Origin of the sequence: Nocardioides aurantiacus (assembly GCF_003752505.1) — a bacterium.
Classification (GTDB): domain Bacteria; phylum Actinomycetota; class Actinomycetes; order Propionibacteriales; family Nocardioidaceae; genus Marmoricola; species Marmoricola aurantiacus.
On the sequence record NZ_RKHO01000001.1, the window covers coordinates 2,488,607 to 2,504,552 of the forward strand.

Below are 15,946 nucleotides of genomic sequence, written 5' to 3' on the forward strand. Positions count from 1 at the left end.
CCTCAGGAGGGGACGCGGGCCTCGTCGACCAGGAGCACGGGGATGTCGTCGCGGACGGGGTAGGCACGCCCGCAGCCCGCGCAGACCAGCTCCTCCGCCGCCTCGTCGGCGGCCAGCGAGGAACGGCACGCCGGGCAGACGACCACGTCGAGGAGTCGGGGGTCGAGGTTCATCGGGATCTCCTGATCAACGCGAGCACGTCGTCACGCACCCGCTCCATCGTGGTCTGGTCGCGCCCCTCGGCGTTGAGCCGCAGCAGCGGCTCGGTGTTGGACGCGCGCACATTGAACCACCAGTCGGGGTGCAGCACGGTCAGGCCGTCGAGGCGGTCGAGCTCGACGCCCTCGCCGCCGCCCCAGGCCGCCTCCACCTCGGCGACGACGGCGTCCTGGTCGTGCACGGTCGAGTTGATCTCGCCGCTCGCCACGTGGCGCGCCCAGGGCGCCAGCACCTCCGAGAGCGGCGCCTCGGTCTCGGCCAGTGCGGCCAGCGCGTGCAGCGCCGCCAGCATCCCGGAGTCGGCGCGCCAGAAGTCGCGGAAGTAGAAGTGCCCGGAGTGCTCGCCGCCGAAGATCGCACCGGTGCGGGCCATCTCGGCCTTGATGTAGGAGTGACCCACGCGGGTGCGGACCGGGGTGCCGCCCAGCTCCTCGACGATCTCGGGCACGGCGCGCGAGGTGATCAGGTTGTGGATGATGCTCGCGCCCGGCTCCTTGGCCAGCTCGCGGGCCGCGATCAGCGCCGTGAGGGTGCTCGGGCTGACCAGCTCGCCGCGCTCGTCGACCAGGAAACAGCGGTCGGCGTCGCCGTCGAAGGCCAGGCCGACGTCGGCGCCCTGCTCGCGCACGGCCGCCTGCAGGTCGCGGAGGTTCGCCGGCTCGATCGGGTTGGCCTCGTGGTGGGGGAAGGTGCCGTCGAGCTCGAAGTAGAGCGGCAGCACCTCCACGTCGAGGCGGCCGAGCACGGCCGGCGCGGTGTGGCCGGCCATCCCGCTGCCCGCGTCGACCGCGACCCGCAGCCGGCGGCCGGTCACCGGCGCGAGCGAGAGCAGGTGGTCGGCGTACGCCGTGAGGAGGTCCTGCTCGTCGACGGTGCCCGCCGTCGTGGCCTCGAGGGTCTCCCCCGCCGCCACCCGCTGCTCGATCTCGACGAGCCCGGTCTCGCGACCCACGGGCGCGGCCTCGGCGCGGCACAGCTTGATCCCGTTGTACGCCGCGGGGTTGTGGCTGGCGGTGAACATCGCGCCCGGACGACCCAGGTGCCCCGAGGCGAAGTAGAGCTGGTCGGTGCTGGCGAGCCCGATCAGGGTGACGTCCGCGCCGGCGGTCGCGGCACCGCGGGCGAAGGCCCGGGCCATGCCGGGCGAGGAGTCGCGCATGTCGTGCCCGACGACCACGGCGTCGGCGCCGAGGACCGCGACGAAGGCGTTGCCCACGGCCTCGGCGAGCTCCTCGTCGACCTGCTCGGGGACCAGACCGCGCACGTCGTAGGCCTTGAAGACCGCGGCGAGGTTGGCGGGGTCACGGGTGCTGCTCGGGGACATGCCCCGCAGCCTAGGCCTCAGGCGTCGGAGCGCAGCGAGCGCAGGTGCCCGCGGCGGACGCCGTCGCGGGTGCCGACCGGCGGGGCGACCGGCGGCGCGGCGGGGCGGGGCTGGGCCGCCTCCCGGACCGCGTCGGCGAGCGCGAGCAGGTCGTCGGAGGTGGGGCCGGAGCGGTCGTCGACCGCCAGCCGCATCACCTCCCAGCCGCGCGGGGCGGAGAGCCGCTCGCTGTGGAGGTCGCACAGGTCGTAGGCGTGCGGCTCGGCGTGGGTGGCCAGCGGCCCGACGACGGCCGTCTGGTCGGCGTACACGTAGGTGAGCGTGGTCGTGGCGGGGCGGCCGCACGCGGTGCGCGAACAACGACGGAGGAGGGCCACGGCCGCGACGCTACCGGCTGGGCGCAGCCGCGGCCCTTAGGCTCGCGGTCGTGACGACACGGGACCGACGCGGACGCGGCATGCGTGGTCCGGCGTACGCCCCGGGGGCGCCGCGCGGGCCGGTCCCGGCCGCGCTGACCCGCCGGGAGCGCTTCGACCGGATCGCGGTCACCGTGATGGCCGACGTCGAGGAGCGGTGGCACGACGAGCTGTCGCGCGTCGAGCTCGCCGTCGAGGACGCGCCGGTGCTGCCCGCCTCGTGGGTCAACCCGCGCGTGCCGCTGGCGTCGTTCGTCGACGCCAGCGGCGGCGCGCCGCCGCGCCTGGTGCTGTTCCGCCGTCCGCTGGAGCACCGCGCCGAGACACTCGCCGACCTGGAGGCACTGGTCCTCACCGTGGTCGTCGAGCAGCTCGCCGAGGTGCTCGGGGTGCCGCCCGAGGACGTGCACCCCGACTACGAGGCCTGAGCCCCCCGCAGTCGAGCCGTCAGACCGGCGGAGCGGTCAGACGGCACGCTTCTTGAGCTTGCGGCGCTCGCGCTCGGACAGGCCGCCCCAGATCCCGAACCGCTCGTCGTGGGCCAGGGCGTACTCGAGGCACTCCTGACGCACGTCGCAGGTCAGGCAGACCTTCTTGGCCTCCCGGGTCGAGCCGCCCTTCTCCGGGAAGAAGGCCTCGGGGTCGGTCTGCGCGCACAGTCCGCGCTCCGCCCACCCCGGGTCCTCGCCACCGCCGCCATCGCCGTCCAACACGTACAGTTCGCGCATCTTGTGCCCCTTCGACCCTGCGGCCCTGACGGACCGAGTTGATAACCACACTGGTGTGATTACATGCCTGTCGTGCACGGGTCGTCAAGCGGAACAGTGGTAGTGGATCCCACTGGTACACACTGTGGTCCATGTCCTCCACGCCCGTGACGACCCACCCGGACGCCCCCTCCACCGTCGAGGCCGGCCCCGCGCCGCGCCGCCTCACCGTCCTCTCCGGGGGCGTCGGCGGTGCCCGCTTCCTCGAGGGCCTGCTGCACCTGGCCCGCCGGGAGGAGGCGGAGAGCGGCACCGTGACCGAGGTGACGGTGGTCGCCAACACCGCCGACGACTGGTGGCTGCACGGGCTGAAGGTGTGCCCCGACCTCGACACCGTGATGTACACCCTCGGCGACGGCATCGACGTCGAGCGCGGCTGGGGACGGCGCGAGGAGACCTGGAACGCCCGCGACGAGCTGGCGGCGTACGGCGTGGGGCCGGCGTGGTTCGGCCTCGGCGACCGTGACCTGGCCACCCACCTCGTGCGCACCCAGATGCTCGACGCGGGCTACCCGCTCTCCGCGGTGACGGCCGCGCTGTGCCGACGCTGGCAGCCGGGCGTCGAGCTGCTGCCGATGACCGACGACCGGGTCGAGACCCACGTCGTGATCGACGACCCCGACACCGGGGAGCGTCGCGCGGTGCACTTCCAGGAGTACTGGGTGCGCCACCACGCCGAGGTCCCCGCCCACGGCGTGGTGCCGATCGGCCTCGAGGACTCCTCCCCCGCCCCGGGCGTCCTGGAGGCCATCGCCGGCGCCGACGTGGTGCTGGTGCCGCCGTCCAACCCGGTGGTCTCGGTCGGCACGATCCTGGGCGTGCCCGGGGTCCGGGAGGCGATCGCCAGCACGCCGGCCCCGGTGGTCGGGGTCTCCGGGATCATCGGCGAGGACCACGTGCGCGGCATGGCCCGCCAGCTGCTCGGCGTCGTCGGGGTGGAGGTCTCGGCCGCCGGTGTCGCCGAGCACTACGGCCGCCGCGGCGCCACCGGGAGCGACGGCGCGACCGGGGTGCTCGACGGCTGGCTGGTCGACACCGTCGACGAGAAGGCGGTCGAGCGGCTCCGGGCGGGCGGGTTCGCGTGCCGCGCCGTGCCGCTGTGGATGAGCGACGACGACACCACGACCGCCCTGGCGGCGGCGGCCCTCGACCTGGCCGCCGAGGTCGGGCGCCGGTGAGCGACCGCCCCCCACCGCACGGTGCCGGGCTCCACGCGTGGCCGGTCGACGGCCTGGGCGAGGTGCGCCGGGGCACGGTGCTCGTCGACCTGCTGGACGGCGTCGACCTGCACGACGGCGACGTGGTGTGCGTGACGAGCAAGGTGGTGGCCAAGGCCGAGGGGCGGCAGCGTCGCCAGGACCGCGAGGAGGCGGTGACGCAGGAGACGGTGCGCGTCGTCGCGCGGCGCGGCCCGACCCGCATCGTGGAGAACCGGCTCGGCCTGGTGATGGCCGCGGCCGGGGTCGACGCCTCCAACACCGAGGCCGGCACCGTGGTGCTGCTGCCCGAGGACCCCGACGGCTCGGCACGCCGGCTGCGCGAGGACCTCGCCGAGCGGCACGGCCGCAACGTGGCGGTGCTGGTCACCGACACCGCCGGCCGCGCCTGGCGCACCGGCCAGACCGACCTGGCGGTCGGGGTCGCCGGGATGGAGCCGCTGGAGCCGATGGACGGCGAGGTCGACGCCTACGGCAACCGGCTGGTCGTCACCGCCCCGGCCGTCGCCGACGAGCTCGCCGGGCTCGCCGAGCTGGTCACCGGCAAGCTCGGCGGTCGTCCGGTCAGCGTGGTCCGTGGGCTGGCCCCCCGCGTGCTCCCCGCGGGCGAGCACGGCCCCGGCGCGGCCGTGCTGCAGCGGCCGCGGTCGCAGGACATGTTCGCGCTGGGCGCCCGGGAGGCCGTGGTAGCCGCCGTGCGGGGGCGCGACCTCGACTGCTTCGGCGCGCCCGCCTCGGCCGAGGAGGTGGCGGCGGCGCTGACCTCCTGCGGCCTGGACGCCGCGACCGACGGCCCCGCCGTCCGGGTGCGGCTCGGGGCCGGCACCCGCGACCAGGTCGTCGCCCTGGAGCGGGCCCGGCTGGTCTGCCTGGCCCACGGCTGGGGCCCCTTCAGCGACACCGGTCCGGCCACGCCCGCGCTCGGGGACGCCGTCTTCTTCTCACCGGGCGATCCGTAGACTCACCACCGCCCGCACCCGACCAGCACCCGAGCCGAAGGCGGACCATGGCCAAGAAGAACACCCGTGACCACGAGCGTCGCGCCGTCGCCGAGCAGCTGCGCAAGACCCAGCAGCGCAAGGAGCGGATGCGCAGCTTCGCGATCCTGGGGGTCTGCGTCCTGGTCGTGGTGGGGCTGCTGGGCGTCGCGGTGTTCACCTACGTCCGCTCCGAGCGGGACAAGGCCGCAGCCGCCGGTGCCCCCCTGGCCGACCTCGGCGTCTCCGAGGCGCAGGCCTCGTGCGACGCCCCCGCGGAGGCGGCGGCCACGGGCAACAACGAGCACCTGACCATCGGGCAGCCCATCGACTACCCCGACGCGCCGCCGGCCTCCGGCCCGCACTGGGGCAACTTCCTCCAGGGCTCGGAGATCCGCTCGTTCTACACCGTCGACGACCGCCCCGAGAAGGAGCGGCTGGTCCACAGCCTCGAGCACGGCCACACCGTGGTCTGGTACGACGACACCGTCACCAAGGACACCGACGCCTACCGCCAGCTCCGGTCGATCTCGGACAAGTTCGAGGCCCAGAGCGACAAGGTCATCGTGGCGCCGTGGACCGCGGAGGACGGCGGCGGGTTCCCGGAGGGCAAGCACGTCGCGCTGACCCACTGGACCGGTCCGGAGGACCAGCTGGGCGTGACGCAGTACTGCGGCGCCCCGAGCGGCGCCGTGCTCGGGAAGTTCATGAAGACCTACCCCGCCACCTCGGCGCCGGAGCCCAACGCTCCCTGACCCGGGAGCGACCGGTCAGGTCAGGTCGGTGCGGCCCTCGCGCTTGAGGGTGTCCACGACGTCCTTGACCTGCTGCGCGTGGGCGTACGTCGTCACCAGCACCGCGTCGCCGGTGTCGACGACCACCACGTCCTCGAGCCCGACGACCGCGACCGTGCGTCCGCCCGCGGGCACGACGAGGCCGGTGCTGCCGGGCGCCTGCACCAGCGCCGCGTCGCCGAGGACGTGCACGCCGGGGTTGCCCCGGGGCCGCATCGCCCCCAGCGCGGCGAAGTCGCCCAGGTCCTCCCACGCGAACGGTCCGGGCACCATCGCGACCCGGCCGGCCGCGGCCGCGGGCTCGGCGACGGCGTGGTCGATGGCGATGCGGGTCAGGCCGGGCCAGCGCCGCTCCAGGCTCTCGGGCTCGGCCGCGATCGAGCGCAGCGAGGCCGCCAGCCCGGGGTGCTCCTCGGCCAGCAGGTCGAGCAGCACGCCCGCGCGGCACAAGAACATGCCGGCGTTCCAGCGGTAGCGCCCCGAGGCGACGTACTCGGTCGCGCGCTCGCGGTCGGGCTTCTCCACGAACTCCTCGACCTCGCGGGCCGTGGCGAAGCCGTCGAGCGCCGCCCCGCCGCGGACGTAACCGAAGCCGGTGGCGGGCTCGGTGGGCTCGATGCCGATCGTCACGAGCAGTCCGGTGTCGGCGACCTGCGCCGCCTCCTCGACGCAGCGGCGGAACGCCTCGTCCTCCCAGATCACGTGGTCGGCCGCGAACGAGCCGAGCAGGGCGTCCGGGTCCTCGCGCTCCAGCACCGCGGCGGCCCAGCCGATCGCGGCCATCGAGTCGCGCGGCGACGGCTCGGCCAGGACCCGGTCGACGGCCGGCAGCTGTCGGCGTACGGCGCGCTCGTGGACCGCACCGGTCACCACCACCACGCGCGGGCCCACCAGCGGCTGCAGCCGGTCGACCGTGCCCTGCAGCAGGGTGCGGCCCGAGCCGGTCAGGTCGAGCAGGAACTTGGGATGCGCGGCCCGCGACAGCGGCCACAGCCGGGTGCCGGCACCCCCGGCGGGGACCACCGCCCACAGGCGCTCGAGGACGGGGCGGGCACCGGCGGCGGGAGCGGTCACGGCGGTGAGTCTCCCACGCGGACCACTAGCGTGAGGTGCGTGAACGCCACCGCACCGATCGCCTCCCCCACGTTCCCGGCCCTGCTCGCCCGGCTGCTGCGGGAGGACCCCGGCCGCCCGCTGGTGACCTACTACGACGACGCCACCGGCGAGCGCACCGAGCTGTCGGTGGTCACCTACGCCAACTGGGTCTCCAAGAACGCCAACCTGCTGCTCGAGGAGCTCGACCTCGAGCCGGGCGACGTCGTGCTGCTCGACCTCCCGGGCCACTGGCTGGTGCCGGTGTTCCTCGGTGCGGCCTGGTCGGTCGGCGTCGCCGTCACCACCGACCCGACGGTGCCCCACCGGGTCGTGGTCTGCGGCCCCGACGCGCTGCCGGCCCACACCGCCGCCCCGGGCGGACCGCAGGTGCTCGCGTGCTCGCTGCACCCCTTCGCGACGCGGTTCCCCACCGCCCTCCCGCCGGGCGTCGTCGACCACGGCAGCGCCTGGCCCGGACAGAGCGACGTGCTCGTGGCACCCGAGCCGGTCGGGCCCGACGACCCGGCGTGGGCCGGGCCCGACGGCTCGCGCAGCCAGGGGGAGCTGCTGGCCTCCGCGCGGGCACAACCGCTCCCGGGCACCGGCCGGCTGCTCACCGACCACCACCCGCTCGAGCCCGGCCACCTCGTCGCCGACCTGCTGTCCCCGCTGCTCCAGGGCGGCTCGGTGGTCCTGGTGCGCCACGCCGACCCGGCGAGCTGGGACCGCCGGGCCGAGCAGGAGCGTGCCGACGTCGTACGCCGAGCCGACCGGGCCGACTGAGCACACCGGGCCGACTGAGCACACCGGGCCGACTGAACACCCCGGGCCGACCGGCCCGGGGCTCAGCCGCCGAGGTCGTAGCTGCTGAAGCCGCTGCCCAGGAAGCGCCGGGCGCCGAGCCCGGTCGCGGTGCCGGGCAGCAGCCACACCAGACCGGCCGCGTCCCTGGCCACGAGGTCGGGCCGGCCGTCGCCGTCGACGTCACCCGGACCGACCGTCCAGGTGTAGCCCTTGACGGCGGTGCCGGCCGCACCCACGAAGGGCACGAACGAGCCGTCGGGGCTGACGAACGTGCTGCCGGGCATCGAGCCCGGCCGGAACGACCCGCTGCCGACCTGGTTGAAGGTCCGCATCGACGACGGCGCCAGGACCGGTGCCTGGAACCCGGTCCGACCGTTGCCGGGGAAGATCGTCGGCCTGCCCGTCGCGGTGCGCCCGAGCAGGTCCGGACGGCCGTCGCCGGTCACGTCGCCCACCGCCGCGAGCGAGGTGAACGTCTTCCAGCCGCTGCTCATCCGCACCGGCGTCGCGAACCGGCCGTTGCCCAGACCGGTGCGCAGCTTGAGCACGTCGCCGGCGTACTGCCGGGTGACGAGGTCGCCCCGGCCGTCGCGGTTCCAGTCGCCGGCCGCGAAGACCTGGCTGGCGCCCGGGAGGGTGACGTTGGTGGCGACGGCGGCGCTGGTGTTGCGCTTGCCGTTGTGCGGCACGACGACCACGCGGGTGCCACCGCCGGCGAGGCCGACGAGGTCGGGCTGCTTCGACCCGGTCATCGAGCCGCTGGAGAGGTGCGCCAGGCCCGCGCCGCCCGGGAAGGACCCCAGGGTGGCCCCGAGGCCGCCGCGTCCGTCCCCGGTGAGGACCGAGACCGCACCCGAGCTGCTGCGGGCGTAGAGGTCGCCGCGACTGTCGCCCGACAGGTCGGCCGCGCCGCCGACGACCGCGTCGTAGCGCGACCCGACGGTGGCGGTGCGCACCCAGCTGCCGAGGCGGCCGGTGCTGGTCCCGGGGACGAGGTGGAGCACGCCGGAGCGGACCGCGACCAGGTCGGGTCGCCCGTCGCCGTTCAGGTCGCCGCCGGGGGCGATCGAGGTGGCGCCGCGCCAGCCGGTCCCGAGCAGCGTCGGAGCGCCGAAGCGTCCGGAGCCCAGGCCCTTGGCGAGGTAGAGGGCGCCGTTGCTGCGCATCCGGACCAGCAGGTCGTTGCGACCGTCCCGGTTCCAGTCACCGGCCCCGACCACGAGGTCGGCCCCGGCGAAGGACGCCGTGCTCGCGATGCCCACCGGGTCCACGTGACCCAGTCCGTCACCGCGGTAGACGCGGAGCAGCGAGCCGCGCACCGCCCGCGCGACGATGTCGCCGCGACCGTCCCCGGTCACGTCGCCGACGGCGGCGAGCAGGTCGACCTTGCCGCTCCAGCTCACGGCGGTGCTGACGGGCGCTCCGAGGCCGGTCTGGCCCTCGGTCGGCAGGATCCGCACCGCGCCGGTGCCCTGCTGCCGCAGCACCACGTCGAGCTCGCTGGACCCGACCAGGTTGGGGTGGCGGGTGAGGGCGACGTCGGAGGGCTGCGGCTGCGCCGGGCGCGGGGTCTGGGTGGGCGAGGTGAAGCCGGTCGACGGGGCCGGGGTGGGGCTCGGCGCCGGAGCCGGGGCCGCGGCACCGGCCTGGATGCGGGCGGCGGCCGTGCGGATCGCGGGCAGCTTGGCGTAGAGGTAGCGGCCGGGGCAGGCCGTGGAGCCGGCGTCGCGGTGGCCGTTGATGCCCTGGAAGTACTTGTTCTTCACGTAGAGCCGGGTCGCGTCGGCCCGGACGTCGTGGAGCGACAGCTTCCAGGCGAACAGGGCCGCGTAGGCGTTGACCACGGCCTGGGACGGCTGGGCGACGTCGTAGTTGCCGATCGCCGACATCGCGAACGAGGCCTCGTTGTAGCCCAGGGTGTGGGCCCCGACGACGGCCTTGTCGACGCCGCCGTACCGGCCCTCCCAGATCCGGCCGAAGCGGTCGACCAGGAAGTTGTAGCCGAGGTCGCTCCAGCCCCGCGACTGCGTGTGGTAGGCGTAGATGCCGCGCAGCAGGCTCGGGACGTCGGCCTCGGAGTAGCTGTTGGCGTTGACCGTGTGGTGGATGAACCCGGTCTTCACGGTGCCGTAGCTCGGCGCGGACCCGCGGAGCCGCTCGTTGGCGCCCCACTGGGAGCGGGAGAAGATCTGCGGCTTGGGGGCGACCCGCATCGCGCTCAGCGACGCGGTCGCGCTCGACGTCGTGGCCTGCTCGTCCGCCTGCTCCTCGCGGGCCGGGGCCTCGTCCTGCCCTTCCCGGGCGGCGGGGGCCGGCATGGTCGAGGTGTCGAGCGCCGGCTCCTGCACGTCGGTGCTGCCCGCACCGGGGTCGATGACGGCCAGCTCGAGGTCGGGCGGGGTGGTGCCGTCGCTGGTCAGCGTCCGCGCCTGCACGGCGTCGACGTCGCCGACCACGACGGCGTCGGTGCCGGGGCGCTCGGCGCGTGCGGCGGCGGCCCGGGCCTCGGCCGGCTCGGGGGCGTGCTCGTCGTGGTACTCGGCGGTGCTCCAGTCCGACCACCGGCCGTCGTCCTGGGTGCGGACCTGGACCGCGATCTCGTCCTCGTCGTACTCGCGGCCGGCCTTCCAGGTCATGCCGACGGTGGCGTAGCCCTTGACGGGCTGCGCCTCGGACCGGGCCACGAGCCGCGTGGGCGCGGGGGCCTCGGCCCTCTCGGCCTTCTCGGTCCTCTCCGGCACCGGGGACGCCTCGGGCTCGTCCTGCTCCGCGGGTGCGGCCGCACGGCCGCCGCCCGGCCCCTCGACGCCGGTGACGGCGACCTCGCGGACCTTCGGCGTGACCGGGGCCGTGTCGACCGTGGCGGGCTCCGGCTCGGGTGCCGCGGCCGTCCGGGTCGGCGTGGTCGCTCGCCGCTCACGCTCGCGCAGCACGGTCGCGTCGTCCAGGGCCGGTGCCCCTGCGGCCTGCGGGCCGAGGGCTCCGGGGGCCGATCCGGGCGCGGGGACGATGTCCAGGGTGCGCACGCCGGCCGCCGAGACGGCGACGACGAGGACCGCGGCCGTCACCAGGCTCTGTTGGCACACGGTGACGTAGCGGGTGCGGCGCGAACGCATCAGGAGTACTCCACGTGAAGGAAAGGGAATTCACACGAGTACCAAGTTTCACACCAGTTACATATGTTGCCGCAACCAATTTGCCCGAATTACAAACCTGTATTTAATTGTCAGCAGCTAATGACAGAGGTGTCATTAACGATCGCATATCGACTCAGACGTCGGAGCCGAGCTCGGCGTCGACGGCCTCCTCGGAGGTCTGTCCGGGGACGACCGCCGGCTCGTCGTCGTGCAGGTGGCGGATGCCGGCGTCGACCTCGCCGTCGAAGGTGAGCCGGCCCTTCTCCAGGACCAGCACGCGGTCGCACATGGCACGCACCGATGCCGTCGCGTGGCTGACGTAGAAGATCGTGGTCCCCTGACGGCGGATCTCCTGCATCTTCTGCATGCACTTCTTCTTGAAGGGCCGGTCCCCCACCGCCAGGACCTCGTCGGCCAGGAAGATGTCGGCGTCGACGTGCACCGCGATGGAGAAGCCGAGCCGGGCGTACATGCCCGAGGAGTAGTGCGAGACCGGGGTCTCCAGGAACTTGCCGATGTCGGCGAACTCCACGATCTCGTCGAAGCGGCTGTCGATCTCCTTCTCGGTCATCCCGAGGATCGCGCCGTTGAGGTAGAGGTTCTCCCGGCCGGTGAGCTGGGGGTGGAAGCCCGCCCCGGTGGCGATCAGGCCGGCGATCCGGCCGCGCGTCAGCACGGTCCCCTCGTCGGGGCGCATCACGCCGTTGAGCACCTTGAGCAGGGTGCTCTTGCCGGAGCCGTTGAGGCCCATCAGACCGATGGACTCCCCCTGCTCGACAGTGAACGACACGTCGTCGACCGCCTTGAACGTCTCGGTCAGCGGCAGCCGCCGCGCGGTCGCGACCGCCATGTCCTTCAACGTGCGGTGGTACTGCATCGTGAAGTGCTTGCTGACGCCGTCGACCTCGATGGACACGCTCATCACAGACGCTCCGGGAACTTGCCCTCGACGCGCGAGAAGAACCGCTGGGCGCCGGCGAGCAGGACGAGGCTGATGACCAGGGTGATCGAACCGCGGACGAACATGTCCGGCGGGAAGGCCTGGCCGATCGAGGAGGGATCCTCGACCAGGGGGTACCAGAAGAAGCGCTGCAGCAGCATGACCGCCTGCGCGACCGGGTTGGCGACGTAGATCTGGTAGAGCACCGGGTGGTCGAGGTGCGCGGCGTAGATCCGCTCGAAGGGGTAGATCATCGGCACCAGGAAGTGCATGAACTGCATGATCGTGCCGACGATGTTCTGGAAGTCGCGGTAGAAGACGTTCACGGCCGAGAAGAAGATCGCCAGGGCCGCGGAGAAGGTCACCAGGATCGAGAGCCCCAGCACGAGCGCGGCCAACGACGTCCAGGTGATGCTCCAGCCGATGAACAGGCAGCAGACCACCAGCACGAGCACCTGCGGGAACGTGTGGTACGCCGCGACCACCATCGCCGAGACGGGGAAGACCTCGCGCGGCATCCGCATCTTCTTCACCAGCGCCTGGTTCTGCCAGATCGAGCGGGTGCCGCCGTTCCAGGTCTCGCCGAAGTAGTGGACCACCACCATGCCGGTGAAGAGGTGGACGGCGAAGTAGGGGAACCCCTGGTGCAGCACCAGGATGTAGCCCATCACCACGTAGTAGACCGAGAACCGCATCGCCGGCTGCACGTAGGACCACAGCAGGCCCAGCAGCGAGGCGCTGTACATCTGGGCCAGCTGACGCCGCACGATCAGCCGCAGCAGGTAGGGCTGCTGGAAGACCTCGACCAGACCGCCTCGTGGCGCCGGGGCCTGGAGCTCGGCCTCGACCCTGCGCGTCGTGCGGGGTGCGTCGGCTGCCTCGACCACCGGCATCGCGTCGGCCTGGTTCCTGGCCAGGCGACGGGCACGACGGCCGGCGTTGCGGGGCCGCTCGTCCGTCTCCTGGGGCGCGCTCCGCCTGTCCGCGGGCTTCATCAGTCTGCTCCGCCGCCCTGGCCGCCGTGGAACGTCGTGGACCAGCGCTCCGGCGAGGTGATCTCGCCGAGCTGGTCGCGGTAGAGAGCAGCCAGGCGCGGCCACTCCCGGTGCAGCTGCTGGTGGATGTCGACGGTGCGCCGCAGCAGGTCGCGGAACTCCTCGGGGTCGCGGTGGCGCCACGCGGCACTGCCACCGTCGGGCATGGAGACCACGACCGAGTCGAACTGGGACACGATCCACCACCGGGCGTCCATCGCCGCGAGGCGGGCCTCGGGGTAGGAGTCCGAGAGGGGCCGCTTGGGGCGGGTCTGGCGCACGGCGCTGGTCAGCGCGGAGAGGTAGAAGCCGACCCGGCCCTTGGCCTGGGTCGGGTCCTGGCCCCGCTTGGGCGGCTTGGCCCGGCGCTCCTCGGGGAAGGCCTCCGGGTCCGGGGAGGTCCGGGCGTCGGCGTACGCCGCCCGCATCGCGCGCAGCTCGGGCAGCTTGGTGCCGAGGTCCTCGTGGAGCCGGTCGGGACCGGCCAGCAGGTCCTCGAGCGCCTTGTGGCGCAGCTCGGCCGTGGAGTACTCGAGGGCGAAGAGGTGCTTGACCTGGTGGTTGAAGCTCTCGAGCACCATCCGGCCGCCCCGCTCGTAGGGCGAGTGGATCAGCGCCGCGACGAACCGGTTGCGCTGGTGGAAGTAGGACTGCCAGTCCACCGCGTCGTTCTTGTCGGTCCACGGCACGTGCCAGACCGCGGCACCCGGCAGGGTCACCGTCGGGTAGCCGGCCTGCTGGGCGCGCAGGCCGTACTCGGAGTCGTCCCACTTGATGAACAGCGGCAGGCTGAGGCCGATCTCGCGCAGCACGTGGGTCGGGATCAGGCACATGAACCAGCCGTTGAAGTCCACGTCGACGCGGCGGTGCAGCCACCGGCTCGAGCGCAGGTTGCGCTCGCCGAAGTCCCAGTCGGTGTTGACCGACTGCGGCGACTGCCACCAGAACCGGTAGCGCTGCACGATCTCGCCGAAGCTGTGCAGCCGCGACTTGGCGTAGAGGCTGAACATGTGGCCGCCGACGATGGTCGGGCGGCGGCACAGGTCACCGAAGGTGACGGCCCGGACGATGCTCTCGGGCTCGCAGACGACGTCGTCGTCCATGCACATCATGTAGGTCGACCGGCCGGCCTCGAGCGTCTCCAGCTGGGCGCGCGCGTAGCCGCCCGAACCGCCGAGGTTGCCCTGCTCGATGATGCGCAGCCGGTCGCCCAGCGCCTCGGCGGCGGCCGGGTACGCGGCGTGGTCGGCGACCTTGTCCGAGCCCTGCTCGGCCAGCACGACCTCGTCGAGGACCTGGCGGACGTCGTCGTCCTCCCCGATCTGGCGAAGCAGGTCGGCGCAGAACTCGGGGCGGTTCATCGTGGTGATGCCGATGGTCACGGTGCCGGGCTCGACCCGGTCGGCCGGGACCTCGGCGGTCCACGCGGCCTCGTCGAGGTGCACCCCGTGGTCGCCCGCGATCAGGTCGAACCAGTACCACCCGCCGTCGGCGAAGGTGGCCAGCGACAGGTCGAAGGTGAAGCTCTGGGCGCCCTCCCCCGTCGTCTGCTGGTCCTCCACGCGCTGGGCGCGGCCGTCGGGCATCGAGCGGTAGACCGTCACGCGCGACCCGGCGCCGGTGACGGTCACCTCGAGGCGGACGGTGTCCACGAGGGTCCACCGACGCCAGTAGCTGGCCGGGAAGGCGTTGAAGTAGGTGCCGAAGGAGACCCGGTCGTTGGCCTCGACGCGGTAGCTGCGACGCCCGGTGACGGCGTGGGGGTCGGGCTGGATCTCGGCGTTGGGCATCGCCGGGGGGATCCGGCCGCGCTGCTTGGCCGTCATCCCGATCGTGTTGGTGTCGAGCTGGGGACGGTCCGGGTCGACGTACAGCGGGAGGACGTCGGTGTCGCGCGAGGTCGGCAGCACGACGCGCTGGAGCACCCGCCGGTGCGTCGGGACGTCCTGCTGGGTGTCGCTCTGGGCGTCGATCTGGGCGGTCTCACTCATCGACGCCTCCGGAGGTCAGGGCGGCGCCGTCGGTGAAGTGGGGCGCCAGCTTGTTGTCGAACATGGACAGCGCCGAACCGATGGCCATGTGCATGTCGAGGTACTTGTAGGTGCCGAGGCGTCCGCCGAAGAGCACCATCGGCTCGGCCTTGGCCAGCTCGCGGTAGCGCAGCAGCTTGGCCCGGTCCTCGGCGGTGTTCACCGGGTAGTAGGGCTCGTCGCCCTCCTCGGCGAAGCGGCTGTACTCGTGGACCACGATCGTCTTGCCGGGCAGGTAGGTGCGCTCGGGGTGCAGGTGCTTGAACTCCAGCGTGCGCGTGAAGGGCACGCCCTCGTCGTTGGCGTTGACCACGCCCGTGCCCTGGAAGTCGTCGACGTCGAGCGTCTCGGCCTCCAGGTCGATGGTGCGCCAGGACAACCGGCCCTCGGAGCTGCCGAAGTACTCGTCGACCGGACCGGTGTAGACGATCGGGACCTTGCCCTTGAACTCCTCGGCCACGTCGAAGAAGTCGGTGTCGAGGCGGACCTCGATGTTCTCGTGGGAGGCCATCCGCTCCAGCCAGGCGGTGTAGCCGTCGACCGGGAGACCCTCGAAGTCGTCGTTGAAGTAGCGGTTGTCGAAGGTGTAGCGCACCGGGAGGCGCGTGATGATGTCCGCGCTCAGCTCCTTGGGGTCGGTCTGCCACTGCTTGGCGGTGTAGCCGCGGACGAAGGCCTCGTAGAGCGGGCGCCCGATCAGGCTGATCGCCTTCTCCTCGAGGTTCTGCGCGTCGGCGGTGTCGATCTCGCTGGCCTGCTCGGCGATCAGCGCACGCGCCTCGTCGGGGGTGTGGCTGCGACCGAAGAACTGGTTGATCAGCCCGAGGTTCATCGGGAAGGAGTAGACCTGGCCCTCGTACTTGGCGTAGACGCGGTGCTGGTAGCCGGTGAACTCGGTGAACCGGTTGACGTAGTCCCACACCCGCTTGTTGGAGGTGTGGAACAGGTGGGTGCCGTAGACGTGCACCTCGATGCCCGTCTCCTCGTCGAACTCGGAGTAGGCGTTGCCGCCCAGGTGGTGACGCCGCTCCAGGACCAGCACCTTCAGCCCCAGCTCGGAGGCGCAGCGCTCGGCGATGGTGAGGCCGAAGAAGCCGGATCCGACGACGACGAGGTCAGGGGTGGTCTCGGCAGTCACTGGGGGGTACTCCTCGGCCGGAAGGCGGGGTGGGGGACGCGGCTCCGCCGCGAG

15 protein-coding genes are annotated in these 15,946 nt (G+C 73.0%); 5 read left to right on the forward strand and 10 right to left on the reverse strand.

The genetic code is table 11. The features are described 5' to 3' along the window. Positions 1 to 2: 2 nt before the first annotated feature. Genes EDD33_RS11915 through EDD33_RS11925 form a run of 3 tightly spaced genes read right to left on the reverse strand, consistent with a single transcriptional unit; the run spans position 3 to position 1,920 of the window. The gene (locus tag EDD33_RS11915; protein ID WP_200936360.1) at positions 3 to 173 is read right to left on the reverse strand and encodes a Trm112 family protein; all 171 of its coding nucleotides are present in this window, start codon (positions 171 to 173) and stop codon (positions 3 to 5) included. Beyond that, entirely contained in the window at positions 170 to 1,543 is a 1,374-nt protein-coding gene (locus EDD33_RS11920) for a phosphomannomutase/phosphoglucomutase (protein WP_123391089.1), read from the reverse strand. Before EDD33_RS11920 ends, EDD33_RS11915 begins: the two co-directional genes overlap by 4 nt. A 17-nt stretch (positions 1,544 to 1,560) precedes the next feature. Further along, positions 1,561 to 1,920 carry a DUF3499 domain-containing protein gene (locus EDD33_RS11925; protein ID WP_123391091.1) on the reverse strand — a complete coding sequence of 120 codons (360 nt, stop codon included), beginning with the start codon at positions 1,918 to 1,920 and terminating at the stop codon, positions 1,561 to 1,563. Between the two features lie 50 nt (positions 1,921 to 1,970). On the opposite strand from EDD33_RS11925, the gene EDD33_RS11930 reads away from it, so the two are divergent. Then, positions 1,971 to 2,387 carry a metallopeptidase family protein gene (locus tag EDD33_RS11930; protein WP_246003487.1) on the forward strand — a complete coding sequence of 139 codons (417 nt, stop codon included), beginning with the start codon at positions 1,971 to 1,973 and terminating at the stop codon, positions 2,385 to 2,387. Between the two features lie 36 nt (positions 2,388 to 2,423). Here the strand turns inward: EDD33_RS11930 and EDD33_RS11935 are convergent, their stop codons facing one another. Then, on the reverse strand, positions 2,424 to 2,687 hold the full coding sequence (locus EDD33_RS11935) for a WhiB family transcriptional regulator (protein ID WP_056544037.1): 264 nt from the start codon (positions 2,685 to 2,687) through the stop codon (positions 2,424 to 2,426). 131 nt (positions 2,688 to 2,818) lie between these two features. Between EDD33_RS11935 and cofD the strand changes: the two genes are divergently transcribed. Genes cofD through EDD33_RS11950 form a run of 3 tightly spaced genes read left to right on the forward strand, consistent with a single transcriptional unit; the run spans position 2,819 to position 5,675 of the window. Then, on the forward strand, positions 2,819 to 3,904 hold the full coding sequence (gene cofD / locus EDD33_RS11940) for a 2-phospho-L-lactate transferase (protein WP_123391095.1): 1,086 nt from the start codon (positions 2,819 to 2,821) through the stop codon (positions 3,902 to 3,904). Continuing rightward, positions 3,901 to 4,902, forward strand: coding sequence for a coenzyme F420-0:L-glutamate ligase (cofE, locus tag EDD33_RS11945; RefSeq protein ID WP_123391097.1), 1,002 nt, complete (start codon positions 3,901 to 3,903; stop codon positions 4,900 to 4,902). Before cofD ends, cofE begins: the two co-directional genes overlap by 4 nt. A 47-nt stretch (positions 4,903 to 4,949) precedes the next feature. Further along, on the forward strand, positions 4,950 to 5,675 hold the full coding sequence (locus EDD33_RS11950; protein WP_123391099.1) for a DUF3105 domain-containing protein: 726 nt from the start codon (positions 4,950 to 4,952) through the stop codon (positions 5,673 to 5,675). Between the two features lie 15 nt (positions 5,676 to 5,690). Here the strand turns inward: EDD33_RS11950 and EDD33_RS11955 are convergent, their stop codons facing one another. Continuing rightward, positions 5,691 to 6,788: a mannose-1-phosphate guanylyltransferase gene (locus EDD33_RS11955; RefSeq protein WP_123391101.1), complete on the reverse strand. Its 1,098-nt coding sequence runs from the start codon at positions 6,786 to 6,788 to the stop codon at positions 5,691 to 5,693. A gap of 39 nt (positions 6,789 to 6,827) precedes the next feature. Here EDD33_RS11955 and EDD33_RS11960 point away from each other — a divergent pair, with 39 nt between their 5' ends. Next, positions 6,828 to 7,592: a TIGR03089 family protein gene (locus tag EDD33_RS11960; protein ID WP_246003488.1), complete on the forward strand. Its 765-nt coding sequence runs from the start codon at positions 6,828 to 6,830 to the stop codon at positions 7,590 to 7,592. A gap of 62 nt (positions 7,593 to 7,654) precedes the next feature. On the opposite strand, the gene EDD33_RS11965 is transcribed toward EDD33_RS11960, so the two are convergent. The 5 genes from EDD33_RS11965 to glf all read right to left on the reverse strand — a co-directional run bounded on the left by EDD33_RS11965 (position 7,655) and on the right by glf (position 15,892). Next, positions 7,655 to 10,729, reverse strand: a complete 3,075-nt coding sequence (locus EDD33_RS11965) for an FG-GAP-like repeat-containing protein (RefSeq protein WP_123391103.1) — start codon at positions 10,727 to 10,729, stop codon at positions 7,655 to 7,657. Between the two features lie 154 nt (positions 10,730 to 10,883). Then, the gene (locus tag EDD33_RS11970) at positions 10,884 to 11,672 is read right to left on the reverse strand and encodes an ABC transporter ATP-binding protein (RefSeq protein WP_123391105.1); all 789 of its coding nucleotides are present in this window, start codon (positions 11,670 to 11,672) and stop codon (positions 10,884 to 10,886) included. Then, entirely contained in the window at positions 11,672 to 12,685 is a 1,014-nt protein-coding gene (locus EDD33_RS11975) for an ABC transporter permease (RefSeq protein WP_123391107.1), read from the reverse strand. The genes EDD33_RS11970 and EDD33_RS11975 overlap by 1 nt, the downstream gene beginning before the upstream one ends. Further along, positions 12,685 to 14,715, reverse strand: coding sequence for a glycosyltransferase (locus tag EDD33_RS11980; protein ID WP_123391109.1), 2,031 nt, complete (start codon positions 14,713 to 14,715; stop codon positions 12,685 to 12,687). The genes EDD33_RS11975 and EDD33_RS11980 overlap by 1 nt, the downstream gene beginning before the upstream one ends. Beyond that, a complete protein-coding gene (gene glf, locus EDD33_RS11985; protein WP_123391111.1) occupies positions 14,708 to 15,892 on the reverse strand; it encodes a UDP-galactopyranose mutase in 1,185 nt (394 codons plus the stop codon). Before glf ends, EDD33_RS11980 begins: the two co-directional genes overlap by 8 nt. Positions 15,893 to 15,946: the final 54 nt, after the last annotated feature.

Bases quoted from the DNA above. Each gene is read 5' to 3' on its own strand.
- EDD33_RS11915 (WP_200936360.1), bottom strand. From the start codon at position 173: ATGAACCTCGACCCCCGACTCCTCGACGTGGTCGTCTGCCCGGCGTGC.
- EDD33_RS11920 (WP_123391089.1), bottom strand. From the start codon at position 1,543: ATGTCCCCGAGCAGCACCCGTGACCCCGCCAACCTCGCCGCGGTCTTC.
- EDD33_RS11935 (WP_056544037.1), bottom strand. From the start codon at position 2,687: ATGCGCGAACTGTACGTGTTGGACGGCGATGGCGGCGGTGGCGAGGAC.
- cofD (WP_123391095.1), top strand. From the start codon at position 2,819: ATGTCCTCCACGCCCGTGACGACCCACCCGGACGCCCCCTCCACCGTC.
- EDD33_RS11950 (WP_123391099.1), top strand. From the start codon at position 4,950: ATGGCCAAGAAGAACACCCGTGACCACGAGCGTCGCGCCGTCGCCGAG.
- EDD33_RS11965 (WP_123391103.1), bottom strand. From the start codon at position 10,729: ATGCGTTCGCGCCGCACCCGCTACGTCACCGTGTGCCAACAGAGCCTG.
- EDD33_RS11970 (WP_123391105.1), bottom strand. From the start codon at position 11,672: ATGAGCGTGTCCATCGAGGTCGACGGCGTCAGCAAGCACTTCACGATG.
- EDD33_RS11975 (WP_123391107.1), bottom strand. From the start codon at position 12,685: ATGAAGCCCGCGGACAGGCGGAGCGCGCCCCAGGAGACGGACGAGCGG.
- EDD33_RS11980 (WP_123391109.1), bottom strand. From the start codon at position 14,715: ATGAGTGAGACCGCCCAGATCGACGCCCAGAGCGACACCCAGCAGGAC.